Origin of the sequence: Paenibacillus sp. Marseille-Q4541, from assembly GCF_018310695.1 — a bacterium.
Taxonomy (GTDB): Bacteria; Bacillota; Bacilli; order Paenibacillales; family Paenibacillaceae; genus Paenibacillus.
Genome location: NZ_JAGXCY010000007.1, coordinates 95,665 through 109,132 on the forward strand (window position 1 = coordinate 95,665; position 13,468 = coordinate 109,132).

The 13,468-nt window shown below is 43.8% G+C and carries 8 protein-coding genes; 6 read left to right on the top strand and 2 right to left on the bottom strand.

Features of this window, described 5'->3' with window-relative positions; all coding sequences use genetic code 11:
- Positions 1 to 169: 169 nt before the first annotated feature.
- A complete protein-coding gene (locus tag KFT32_RS10640) occupies positions 170 to 5,272 on the bottom strand; it encodes a cadherin-like beta sandwich domain-containing protein (RefSeq protein WP_211747171.1) in 5,103 nt (1,700 codons plus the stop codon).
- A 521-nt stretch (positions 5,273 to 5,793) separates the two neighbouring features.
- On the opposite strand from KFT32_RS10640, the gene KFT32_RS10645 reads away from it, so the two are divergent.
- Together KFT32_RS10645 and KFT32_RS10650 are read left to right on the top strand one after the other, a co-directional pair.
- Positions 5,794 to 6,132, top strand: coding sequence for an RNA polymerase sigma factor (locus KFT32_RS10645; protein WP_211747172.1), 339 nt, complete (start codon positions 5,794 to 5,796; stop codon positions 6,130 to 6,132).
- Positions 6,084 to 6,335, top strand: a complete 252-nt coding sequence (locus KFT32_RS10650; protein WP_211747173.1) for a helix-turn-helix domain-containing protein — start codon at positions 6,084 to 6,086, stop codon at positions 6,333 to 6,335. The genes KFT32_RS10645 and KFT32_RS10650 overlap by 49 nt, the downstream gene beginning before the upstream one ends.
- A 75-nt stretch (positions 6,336 to 6,410) precedes the next feature.
- Here the strand turns inward: KFT32_RS10650 and KFT32_RS10655 are convergent, their stop codons facing one another.
- The gene (locus tag KFT32_RS10655) at positions 6,411 to 7,451 is read right to left on the bottom strand and encodes a LacI family DNA-binding transcriptional regulator (protein WP_211747174.1); all 1,041 of its coding nucleotides are present in this window, start codon (positions 7,449 to 7,451) and stop codon (positions 6,411 to 6,413) included.
- A 676-nt stretch (positions 7,452 to 8,127) separates the two neighbouring features.
- On the opposite strand from KFT32_RS10655, the gene KFT32_RS10660 reads away from it, so the two are divergent.
- From KFT32_RS10660 to KFT32_RS10675, 4 genes are all read left to right on the top strand, one after another.
- Positions 8,128 to 9,432, top strand: coding sequence for a sugar ABC transporter substrate-binding protein (locus KFT32_RS10660; RefSeq protein ID WP_211747175.1), 1,305 nt, complete (start codon positions 8,128 to 8,130; stop codon positions 9,430 to 9,432).
- 145 nt (positions 9,433 to 9,577) lie between these two features.
- Complete coding sequence (locus tag KFT32_RS10665) at positions 9,578 to 10,918, top strand: carbohydrate ABC transporter permease (RefSeq protein WP_211747281.1); 1,341 nt, start codon at positions 9,578 to 9,580, stop codon at positions 10,916 to 10,918.
- Positions 10,915 to 11,757, top strand: a complete 843-nt coding sequence (locus KFT32_RS10670) for a sugar ABC transporter permease (RefSeq protein ID WP_211747176.1) — start codon at positions 10,915 to 10,917, stop codon at positions 11,755 to 11,757. Before KFT32_RS10665 ends, KFT32_RS10670 begins: the two co-directional genes overlap by 4 nt.
- Before the next feature lie 8 nt (positions 11,758 to 11,765).
- Positions 11,766 to 13,460, top strand: a complete 1,695-nt coding sequence (locus KFT32_RS10675; RefSeq protein WP_249435805.1) for an alpha-amylase family glycosyl hydrolase — start codon at positions 11,766 to 11,768, stop codon at positions 13,458 to 13,460.
- Positions 13,461 to 13,468 lie beyond the last annotated feature (8 nt).

Below are 13,468 nucleotides of genomic sequence, written 5' to 3' on the forward strand. Positions count from 1 at the left end.
GTTGTTCACTAATATAGGAGTCGAGAGCAGCGAAAATACAACCAGTTTCAAAATTTTTTTTATTCTTTTGAATTTGGCTCTCATATGTACATAACAGTAAGAAAAGCTCCACCCTCGCTTGTTGGGCGAAGGTGGAGCTTCGGAGGATAAGAACATATGGGTGACACTTTTATTCAAATGAATGAAGTAAGTTGTATATCGCTTGCGCTGCTTCTGCACGAGAGGTAAGAGCAGTAGGTTCGAAGCGTCCTGCTTGACGTCCCTTCAACAAATTCGAATGCAATGCTGCATTGACGTAAGGAAGCGCCTGTTTGCCAATTTTTGAATTATCAAGGAGCTTCGCAGGGGTGCGCTCCAGAACCTGTCCAGTCTGATACTCGTAAGCTCGGACGAGCATCATCGCCATCTCTTCACGGGTGATGTTTCGATTTGGATGGAATGATTGTTTTGATGCACCAGTGACGATTTTTGCAGCATACGCTGCAGTCACTTCATCTGCATACCATGCATTTTCGTTTACATCGTTAAATGGAGAGGCAGCGGAAGATGAAGTCAGACCAAGCGCTTTAGCAATTAATGCCGTGAATTCTACACGGGTCACGTCTTGGGATGGAGCAAAGCTTGAGTTCGTCACACCTGTAACGATATGCTTCGCTGTCAGTTCCCGGATGGTGTCGTATGCCCAGTGCTGAGCATTTACGTCGTCATATGTCTTTTCATAAGATAACACGGCGTACGGGCTGAAATGATCAAGCTCGATTTGAATCGTCGTATCCTGAACGAGCTTTCCTCCCAAGTATAGCGGGCTCCCATTCTCTTGGATTTGATAAATTCCAGCAAACTTTGGATTCATCCCCTTAGGAATCGGGAACGACACCGTTACAGGCTTCGGCAATGAACTTAATGTGTACATTTTTCCGGAAGCATCTGTGATGAAGATCGATAGATCGAACATATTGCCACCGAGCGTATAGCTACCATTGCCTGTTAGGCTTGCCTTCTGGATCGTTTCATTGGCAAGTTCTGCTGCAATCGGTTCAATTTTGACTGTAATCATCGCGGATTCATCAGCCTTTGGCAGCAAAAGGTTTAATGCGCTCAAGATTTGGGCAGGCACGGTGAGAGTGATGTTCTCTGCTTGTACGGTTAAGGTGCGCCCTTTCAGTTTATCTGATTGCGACACGGGAATCATGACGCGGTTTATACCTTCAGTCAGCTTAATGGATACAGATGGGCTATCGGTGTTTAGATCTTTATCTTCAATAGCGATGGCATCTGATGGAAGCTCTGGCTTGACCGGAGGTACCAAAGGTGGGATTACAGATGAACCTCCGGATGGATCACCAGTCGATTCCCCAGGCGATGTCTCGGAAGATGGTTTATCCCGATTGACGTTCACTACATATTCCTTGGTGGTGCTGTTGTCCTGTGCTGTGATAAGAACGGAAATACGGTTGTCCCCCACACGTAATTCAGGTCCTCCCGTAATGTGAACCGTTGCGGCGGGATCCTCTGCCACGTAAGTGACTTGGGCTACGGACACGTCGTTGGATACGTTTAGGGTGTAATCGAGCTTATCCGGTGCAAAATGTGCTACGGTTGTTCCGTTTATACGCAGATCTGATAGGTTTGCATTAGACAATATCGCTTCAGGCTGCCTTGTGATCAAGACGTTATAAATAAGTTTTGTAATACCGTCTTGAGCTGTTACGGTCACAGTGATTGGATTCTCACCGACGACTAATTTGTCGCCGCCAACAATCTCTACGACTGCAGCAGGATCGGCTGCTTCATAAGTTACTGTTGTTACCGATGTTTCGTAAGGTACCTTTAGCTCATAATCAAGTTTGTCTGGAGCAAAATCTGTAATCGCTTTTCCATTAACGTTCAGTTGCAGTAGTGAGGCATCGGATGGAAGAGGGGCTTCGGTCCGATGAACATGGATAACATAAGTTTTGCTGTTCCCATCCAGTGCGGTTACGACAACCGACACAACGTTATCGCCAACCTTCAAATCCGTTCCTCCGGTCACGATGACGCTTGTATCTTCATGCTCTGCTGTGTAAGTGATTTCGACCGAAGTGGTGGTGTTAGGCACATATAGCGAATACTCAAGTTTATCCGGTGCAAAGTCCGCTACCGTCGTTCCATTAACCTGTAAATCAAGCAATTGCACGCTTGGGCTAGCCATCTTTTCGCCTGTAAAATCAATTTCACTCATGCTTGTAAACTTCTTGGTTGTATCGGTATTGTAAGTGCCAGTAACTAAAAATTTGACATATCGTCCTTGTACGTTTCTGTCAAGAGCGACAAAATCCTTGTACACCGAACCTGTCCAAGTTTTGCTGAACACACCAGACACCTTGTTTGATTCGTCATCTAAGAAGGTAGGATCGCTCAGGTCGGTTAGCTTGTCTGAAGCATAAAGTTCAAATCCTTTTGGAAATTCCATCGCCGATTGATTCGGCCGACTCGTACGCTGAATTCCATTAAGTTGATAGGAGGCTTTCATGTCGATGATGACCCAATGCGGGAAATCAGGTACAGGTGCTTCCCATTTTGAATGCCAGATCGTAGTTTGGTCACCGTCCAAAATGTTAGCAGCAATGGCATCCTCATTGTCTGCATAGGAGCTGAAAGAGTCGATGGTAAAGCCGGTTTTTGGAATAAAGCTGTATACCACGGCTTCCTTTGCCGCTTGTAACTCCCACATTAGCTCAACATAAGACTGATCGATAATCGCTGCGTCGTCTCCGGAGCTCAAGGACTTCGCCGCAGTTAACTTCCGTTCCAGCTCATCCTTCTCTTGTGCAGGAAGGGACACTCCCGTCGTTGCAGAGATATAGGATATGAATTTATCGGCCTCGGCGATTTTAGCCGTTAACTGATCGTAAGTGTAGTACATCGTGTCCATTTTATAGGAGTCAGATAGCGCCTTGGCTTCTGTAGCAGAGAGTGCACGTTTCCATATTTTTAGGTCATCCAGGGTCACGTTGGCTCCGCCATTCGCTTTCCGCCCGTCTGCCCCAAGTATGATGTTATACGGGGTATCCATACTGCCTGTCCCCAAAGTAGAAATATCCTTGGTAGCTTTGGCAATACCATCAACGTAGGTTGTCGCGGCATTGTTCTCCCGATCTACCGATACTGTAATGTGGTGCCACTCGGTTCCTACACTGGTCGCTGAATAATCGATGCGTTTTCCGTTCGAAGCCATGTTCAGCGTCAAGTGATTCGCTGTAGCAGGACCGATGTACCAGCCGACATTGGCGCCTGAATTCCAATCTTTATTGGACAGAACCGTCTGATCGCCTGCTAAATTGCCCATGTGCATGAACGATACAGTAAAGTTGCCACTTCCGAATTTCAAGTCTTGGCGATCGCCTAGATCAACATAATTGCTATTGCCAGCAGGAATGCTGATAGCTTTGCCGGATTTGCCATCGACGAAAGAGACGGACCCTGACTTGGTTGCGAGCCCTGTTACACCCGCAGCGGTGTCATTTAAATTATCATCGAATTTCATATCGGATACGAGCAGATTCCACATCGTTGCTGGATCAATCGGTGTTAATTCAGGCGGCGTACCACCAGTTACGAAGGAGGTTTGGAGTGCCGCACTCTTGTTGCCATAGGCATCTACAGCGGTAATTGTAACAAAATAAGAGGTTGCCGCATCCAGTCCGGTCATTGGAATATTCATTCGGTTTGGAATCGGAGAGAAATAGTAATCTGATAAGACATTATAGGTCTTTGCGATGCTTCCCGTGCGTTTGTTTGATACTTTAATCTCGTAATGATGCATAGATTGATCGTCATTGGCTTGTCTGAATGCGAGCACAGGCGTATCGTTCGCGCCAGCTTTCACTTGAAGCTCGGGATTCACGGGGAATTGAGGTGCGGTTTTATTCCGGTTGTTCGATGTATAAGTGAAATTGTCTTTGATTTCTTCCATGGTGTTCCCTTGCAGCTTCACCACCCACTTCTTGCCTGCTAATGCACCAGCACTGTTGAACGGGGCATCGGTAGGGCCTTGCCATTTGCCACCGCTGTAGATGGAGCTGGAATCGCCATTGAACTCGACGCGATCAATCTCGATCCGATCGGCATACACCTCAATGAATTGAGCTTGATTCACTGGGAATTCGAACCGGCCATCTACAAGACCTTCATCCGTGATAGCAGAGTAGCCATGATCTACTTCAATATAGGACATCGATCCTAGGTTAATGGAGGTAAAATCTTTTTGATGTATAGATCGATCGTCATTGATATTCAAATGGGAGTGCCCACTTAAGACGATAACCTCCGGGTAATCCTGCAGATCCTTATAGAGGTTCGGGTTAGATGTCTGTTGACCATCCATAACGGTGCCTGTGACGGGGTGGTGTAACGTAATGAAAATAGGCTTGTTCTTATTCGCTGCATCACTCGTAATCGTGGCAAGTCTACTTTTCAGCCAGTTCCGCTGCTCCGTATCATTGTTATAGTTGTTGCCATTCAGAAAGAAGAACGAATAACCGCCGATTGTCTGCTCATAGTAGCCGTTGGGCTGTGTAGTAAACCATTCCGGCGGATAGTTATTTATAGCAGTCGAGACTTTGTCATCGTGATTTCCCATGGCGAATTGAACACGGGTATTCGTCATGTTCGTGCGCGCGAGTTGTTCCTTGAAAATATTTGTCACAATCGAATGATTTGCACCGAGACTATCGCCATTATCATTGATTGCGTCTCCTGCAATGACGATGGCGTCAGGATTTTTGAAAATCGAAGAAATAACATCAAAGTTGCTTGTATAACGCGCTCTAACTTTTGCCAAGGCCTCAGCTGAATTGCCTTGAGGATCTCCATTGGAGGATCCCATATGGATGTCAGACATCGCTACTACTTGAAGTAACGGCTTTTCGGTTGATTTAATGATATAGCCGTAAGTGCCAGCTACGCTCCATACACCGTCTTTCAAAGCTCTTACCGAAACGTTCGTTGAGTCCGTTAGAACAATGGGTGTTCCATTGTACTTAAGGCTCATCTCATCGGGGAGCGTCCCATCCAGTGTGTAGTATATGGTTGCTCCAGGGGTAGAGCTGTTTAGGGTAATCGTTACAGACTGCTCATAGCGTCCGCTAGGTTTGGAACTCACTGGTTTATCGACTGCAGTAGTAACTTGAGCAGCTTGAGCATGCTCAGTATACATAGCTTCAGTAGAAGACATAGCAGAAAATGCAATAATTCCTGCCATGCATGGGGATAACAATTTCTTGATTTTCAAGTTTTGAATCCTCCTTGTGATGTCGATTGTGAAGTAAGAGACTAGAAACGATGAACATTACATCTACATGTTTGAACTCTAAATAGTTGACTTATCGATAATAAGTTACAGCTCCCTTCTGTCATCAAAACAACACGAAAAGTATTTTTTTGTTTTTATTTCTGTTGTTTTTGTTGTTTTGCTATCTCTGTGAATTTTAATACTGATTTGTTTGAAGATTGTCAATTGCATCTATTTCTTATGTAAAATTTGCTGTAATAAAGCATTTATTCATAATTTTTACACTTTGTTTCTACGAGGTTTTTTCATTATCTAAAATTACACGTGATTATCAGTTTCAAGATGTTTCATAGTGAAGTTTAGTGTTTTTTCTTAAAGTGAAGGACAAAAGACCCAGCAAATAAAAATAAGAGATAAATAGATTTCAATTTTGGGACTTGGAAGAAAAAGGAGTTGCGATTATAATAGCTATAAAAGGGAACAAACGTTCCTATAAAAATGATGGGAAAGAGGTGTTATTTATGAGCAATGCCATTCACGATTACCAAAAAGAACTCAAACGAATTGCTTGGCGTCTTCAGTACCGTGCCCGTGCCGAGCGTCAAAGAGAACTTCCCCTAAAAACAGACATCCTATTTATTACGGGCACGTCACCTGAGCAAGAGATCGAGTCCAAAATGTTTGTCGAATATATCCTTGGACTCATCCCCTCGGACACGGGACAGAAAGTCATTCGTTTATTTTATTTGGAAGATCGAAGTGAGGCTGAGATCGCAAGTAAGCTTAATATCAGTCAGCAGGCGGTGAACAAATGGAGAAGAAAAACAATTCAGAGTCTATCGAAGAAAATGAGTTCCTAAGGCTTGTTCATGGCGTGCAGCAGGGCGATTCTGAGGCGATGGAACAACTGCTTGATATGTTTGAATCCGATATGAAACTTCTAAGTAGGTACATCCCTATGCCAGAAGAAGATGCTTTGCAAAGTATGAAGCTTGAATTCATTACGCTTATCAAGAACAAAGTTCTGCTGGAAAAGAAGGGGCCGCTAGATGAAGAGGAGTAAAAAACGAAGTACCCGCTGTCCGGTGAGACCGCGGGTACTATACTATTTCTGTAATAGGAGGTACTATACCAGAAATCAGACCGTTCGTTGAGAAAGATTATACATCGAGGATTCTCTTACTATAAGTTTATGAGGAATAATATGGCGCTTGGTGAACAAGGATTTATCCTCATCTTGAATCGCTTGAATTAGAGCTTGAGAAGCAACATACCCCAAGTGATAAATTCCGATATCAATACTGCTTAGAGGAGGACTGTACAACTCGGACAAAGGATTGTTATTAAAGCTGACAATGCACAGGTCGGATGGAACTTTGAATCCCAGTTCATTAAGTCCACGAAGGACACCGAAACTGACCACATCATCAATAACAACGAGGGCTGTCGGACGTTCGGGGAGACTCATAAAGAACGACATTGCCCGATACCCGCTCTCCTGCAAAAAATCATCTTCCACAATCCAATCGGATTTAACAGGTAGCCCTGCTTCTTTCATTGCTCGGTGATAGCCATTTAATCTGTCTTTGGATACCATTAAATTTTTGGGACCACTGACAAAACCGATCCGTTCATGTCCAAAAGAAATGAGATGCCGAGTGGCATCATAGGCTGCTTGTACATTATCCGTGTCGACAGATAGAAGTTCGGGATATTGTTCATTTCTGCCAATTAGTACAAACGGGAAATTCTCTTGCTGCAAAAAGTCGACGACAGGGTCGTTTTGTCTAGAATAGAGCAAAATAGCTCCATCTACGCGTCCTCCATATACGAGTCTTCTTACGGCTTCCACTTCTTCTTGCTCACTAGCACCCGAACTAATGACAATATCATACCCCGATCGGTTAGCCTGGGTGACGATCCCCCGAATAAGCTCCATAAAAAAGGTATTGAGGAACAACTCTTCCGCCGATTTTGGAAGGATAACCCCAATACTCTTCGTTGTTTTGGATACAAGACTTTTTGCCATAATGTTTGGATGATAACCAAGTTCCTGCATAATAGTACGCACTTTACTGGCTGTTTTCTGACTGATACGTGGGTGTCCAGAAAGCACACGGGATACAGTGGAAGGAGATACGCCCGCCAGCTTTGCCACGTCTTTAATCGTTACCGCCACTTACTTTCACTCCCTTGATGAAACCGTTTGCTTTGTATCGATATGTTAATCGATGAATTACTGCTTTGTAAATGAAGATTTTTACGAGTCCATGAATCAGATTGTAATTCTATATTGCGCTAAAAAACATCATATAGCAATCCAAACCAGTTTGAAATCGCATTTTCAAGATAAAGACAAGTGAATATGGCACTGTTTTTGATGGAAATGAACAATATTTTCAAAATTTTCAGCCCAAAAGCACTTGTTGTATCTACATTTTTAGTGTAAGCATTAGTAAATTGCAGTCAAATAGTGTAATAAAGAGATAATAAGGTGTTATATATTATAAATAAGGAAATATGATCAAATATGATTAATGCAAACGTTTTAACAAAATCGATTTGTCGGTTATGATTAGTTTGCTAATAAAGCGCTTACCTACCAGTAAATTCATGTGATTCAGGATACATACACTGATAACTTACCGAATTAACGTAGAAACCTGAGCTTGGATACAAACGTTTGCACAAATTAAAAGTGTAATTCATTCAGCCCTAGGTTTTTACAAGGCAGGGTAGATAAAGAGTGTATTTGCCTGTTTTTCGGGAAGTTCAGTGAAAGCTAAGTTGCTGTGTACATACAGCAATGAAAGCTGGTGTATGCGCAGCAAAAAAAGGGGAAGGGATGATTTTCAATGAAAAACGGAAAGAAATTCAGCTTCATGTCACTCTCACTTGCTATGACTGTTCTGCTTGCGGCTTGCGGCAGTGGAGGTAACGATGCTTCTACCGATACAGGAAACACAGGAAATACGCCAGATACTGAAGCTCCACCTGCAGAAGTAGAGGAACTTACTGCAGAAGAAGGGGCTACGCTTACGGTATGGGACGGCGGAGATCAAAAAGGATTCGTTGAACAGGCTGCAGCTGCCTTTGAAGAAAAATATGGAGTTAAAGTATCCTTCACTGAGCTAGGTGCGGATAAAGCAATGAGCCAAATGGTTACGGATGGACCTGCTGGCGTAGGTGCTGACGTGTTTGCTGGTGTTCATGACCAAGTAGGTCAAGGGGTAACGGCAGGCGTGATTATGCCGAACGACTGGTTTGAAGAAGATGTAAAAGCGAGAAACAGTGAAGTCGCTGTAAACGCTTTAACATATGACGGTATTTTGTATGGATATCCGAAGTCTGTTGAGACAACAGCTGTATTTTACAATAAAGATCTCATTGATGCAGTTCCAGCAAACTGGGATGAAATCAAGGAATTCGCAGCTACTTTTAACGATACAAAAGCAAACAAGTTCACAATTATGTGGGATGTAGGTAACGGATACGGCTCTTATCCTTTCTTTGGCGGATATGGTGCATATGTATTCGGCAGTGATGGCACAGATCCTACTGATATCGGTCTGAACAGTGAACAAGGCGTGGAAGCTGCTACTTTCCTTAGGTCTCTAAAAGAAATCTTGCCACTGAAATCTTCCGATATTAACGGAGATATCCGTAAATCTCTGTTTACATCCGGTAAACTTGCGATGAACATTAGTGGCCCATGGGATGTAGGTTCCTTGAAAGAAGGCGTAGCGAATATCGGTGTGAGTGAATATCCTGCTCTTCCAAATGGCGAGCCAATGAAACCATTCTCAGGCGTAAAAAGCTACTTCGTAAATGCAAATACGAAATATCCTAATGCAGCAAAAATGTTTGCTGACTTCATTACCAATGCAGAGAACCAAACGAAAAACTTTGAAATGACGGGTGCACTCCCAGCGAATACAGAAGCAGCAGCAAGTGAAGCAGTGAAAAATGATGAAATTGCTTCCGCGTTCCTTGCACAATTTGAGAACTCCATTCCAATGCCTTCCATTCCTGCAATGGCTCAATTCTGGTCTCCGATGGAAGCAGCATTGTCCGAACTTTGGAACGGTAACAAAGATCCAAAAGCAATTATGGATAACGTAGCAAGCCAAATGAAGAGCAATATCCAGACTGGATCTTAAGATCCGGAAGGAATCACTAGATAAACAGTAGACAAAAAAATGAGAGCCACCGCCGGAGTTGAAGGTTTCCGGTGGTGGTTCATCACAATTTTGCGGAAGGAAGGGCTGGGACCATACTATGAACAAAGGACAATCACCCACCATGATGTCGACCGGCAAACCGCAATCGGCCGGAGCAAGCCATGCCCGTAAAGGGGCCATACTTTCAACAGTGTTTATGGGACTTGGACAATTCTATCACCGCCAGTGGGTGAAGGGTGCCATTTTCATGCTTGCAGAGATCGTAAGTATCTACCTCATTGTTGCACAGATGGGGGCAAATCTATGGGGTCTCGTGACGCTCGGAGATTCTCCTTCTCGTATGGAGAAGGTAGGAAGACTCTATCAGAACGTTCCTGGTGACCACTCTATTTTTATGATGATTTATGGCCTTGTGGCATTAATCTACATCGCCCTATTCATTCTGTTCTACATCGGCAACATTAAGGATGCCCGGCATATCGGTCAGCTTCGGGATGAAGGAAAAGAAGCACCATCTTTCCGAGATACCATGCGCCATTTACTTGATAAAGGCTTCCCTTATCTTCTGCTTTCCCTGCCTACGATCGGAGTACTGTTCTTCACCATTCTACCGATTTTGTTTATGATTTTGATGGCATTTACAAACTATTCTGCACCAGATCATATTCCACCGAAAAACCTAGTAGACTGGGTCGGTCTTGAAACTTTCAAAAGTCTCTTTACCCTTCAAGCTTGGAGCAAGACGTTCTATGGCGTGTTGATCTGGACGATTGTATGGGCTGTAGTAGCGACAGTAACTACTTATTTTGGCGGTATACTCGTAGCCCTGCTGATTCAGCAACATGGTATTCGCTTCAAGACAATGTGGCGTACCATTTTTATTCTTCCATATGCAATTCCGCAATTTATTTCTTTGCTCGTCATGAAAAATATTCTGAACTCTCAGTTTGGTCCAATCAATCAGTATCTCGGTATGCTTGGACTTGGGCAAGTTCCTTGGCTAAATGATCCGTTCATGGCGAAAGTGACAGTCATTCTCGTTAACATGTGGATCGGTATTCCGGTATCCATGATTCTGGTACTTGGTGTACTAACGGCGATTCCAAAAGATTTGTATGAAGCTGCTGAAGTAGATGGCGCTTCCGGATTCCAGAAATTCCGTAACATTACAATGCCTTTTGTGTTGTTCCAAACTGCGCCGATTTTGATTATGCAGTTTGCCGGCAATATTAATAACTTTAACGTTATTTTCCTGTTAACAGGCGGTGCTCCGGCGAATGGAGATTATGCTTTTGCGGGAAGTACGGACCTGCTCGTGACTTGGCTGTACAAACTGACGCTGGATAATCAAAGATATAACTTTGCCTCAGCGATCGGCATTCTCATTTTCTTAATCATTGCCTCGTTCTCAATCTACAACTACCGTAGAAGCCGTTCGTTTAAAGAGGAGGATATGATTCAATGAAAAGAAAAAAACGGATTAAGCTTACGTTCAGCTACATTTTGCTGATTCTCATAGCCATTGTATGTATCTATCCCGCACTGTGGATTGTAATGTCTTCTTTCAAAGTCGGGGACTCCTTGTACAGTGAGACGATCATTCCAAAACAGTTCACTATACAGCACTACGTAGATCTCTTTAAACCACAAGCGGATAAAGATCTTCCTTTCCTGAAGTGGTACGGAAATACGCTGAAAATTGCAGTCACAAGTATGATATTAGGTACGATCATTCAAGTGCTTACGGCATATGCGATGTCTCGTTTCCGGTTTAAAGGTCGTAAGACAGCGATGTCCGTCATTCTTATCCTCGGGATGTTCCCAGGATTTATGAGTATGATCGCGGTATATGTAATGCTGCTTCAAATGAATCTGCTTGACTCACCACTGGCACTGATTCTGGTATACACATCGGGTGCTGCGCTGGGGATGTTCGTTGCCAAAGGATTCTTTGATACGATTCCTAGAGCGCTGGAAGAATCGGCTTTGCTCGATGGTGCAAGTCATATGCGGATCTTTATCAGTATCATCTTGCCACTCTCAAGACCGATCATTACGTACATTTCATTAATGACATTTAGCGGTGCTTGGGTTGATTTTATTTTCGCCAGATTGATTCTTCGGTCACGTGAAAACTGGACACTCGCAGTTGGACTTTATGAACTCGTAAACAGTTATTCCAGTACGGAATTCACTTTGTTTGCAGCTGGCTCTGTTCTAGTTGCCGTACCGATCACACTTCTCTATATGTTCTTGCAGCGCTTCCTTGTGGATGGGCTCACAGCAGGCGCAACGAAAGGGTGATATCTATCTTGAAGGATAAGTTCGCCTGGAAAAAATGGATTGGTGCAAGTGTGCTGATATGTTCACTTGGTCTTACAACGGCTTGTAGTGATGCTGGTCAAAAGGAGAGCAACACGCTCTCCAAAGAACAAAAGGATTCTGAAAGCAAAGAGGAGCAGGCGGAAACGCCTGCTCCTCACCCATCTGAAAACGTAGCTGCTATAGATGAACAGCCAGGGCGTGTATATTATGAAATCTTTGTGCGTTCCTTTTACGATTCAGATGGAGATGGCATTGGGGATCTGAACGGTATTACGGAAAAGCTAGATTATTTAAATGATGGCAAACCTGGGGGAGACGATTTAGGCGTAGAAGGAATCTGGCTTATGCCAATCAATCCTTCTCCAAGCTATCACGGATATGATGTTACAGACTACTATGGGATAAATCCGGATTATGGCACGGTGGAAGATCTGAAACTTCTATTAGATGAAGCGCACAAGCGGGGCATCAAGGTCATTATGGATCTGGTGGTGAATCATACGAGCACGGAGCATCCATGGTTTGTTGATTCAGCATCGTCCAAGGATAGTACTTACCGTACTTGGTACAAATGGGCAGAAGATTTGAACGCTGATCCATCTGGGCTCAGTGCTGCAGGGAGTGGACCAGCTTGGCATGAGAAGAGTGGCAGCCATTATCTCGGCACCTTCTGGAGTGGTATGCCTGATCTGGACTTCGATCAGGATGCAGTACGCCAAGAGATGATCAATATAGGGCAATTTTGGCTATCTCAAGGTTTTGACGGTTTCCGTTTGGATGCAGCGAAACATATTTACGAAGACGTACAAAGTGATCGCAATGCAGAGACTGTAGCTAAAAATGTAGCTTGGTGGCAACAATTCCGCACGGCTATGAATGAAGTGAAAGAGGATGCTTATATTGTAGGCGAAGTATGGGAGAATTCACCGGTATCGGTTGCCCCATATTTGGATCAGGCATTTGACTCCGGATTTAACTTTGGACTCGCTGAACAAATCATTCGTACCGTTAGCAGTGAACAGAACGGCGGATTTTTAGTTCAATTGGCCCGGAATTATGAGTTGTTCGCAGATAAGTCACAAGGTGAATTTGTGGATGCCGTATTCCTAGCGAACCATGATCAGAACCGAGTGATGAGTCAACTCAGTGGAAATAAAGATCATGCACGTATGGCATCAGCTATTCTGCTAACCCTACCCGGTAATCCTTTTATCTACTATGGAGAAGAGATTGGGATGAAAGGAGCAAAGCCTGACGAAGAAATTCGGGAACCTATGCTATGGAGTCAAGACAGTACAGGAAGTAAAGGGCAAACAACGTGGGAGCCTGCAAAACATAACCTGGATGATGACTCTGTGAATGTAGAAGCACAGCTCTCTGATCCGTCGTCCTTGTTATCTCAGTATCGTACTTTGATCCAGTGGAGAGCAGACACGACTGCTTTACGGGATGGTACTGTAGAGGATTACTCCGTAGAGGATAGCCGAATTCTTTCTTATATAAGAGCGACAGCGAAGGAACAGGTGCTTGTCATTCATAACCTGTCTGGTGAAAAGAAAGAAGTTGGTTTGTCTGAAACAGAGCATCGTTTTTCTGTAGTCTTGCATCAAACCGATGGCAAAGCAGCGTTACAGGATGGAATGCTCAGCTTGCCCCCTTATAGTACGGTTATATTAAAATAATGAAAAAC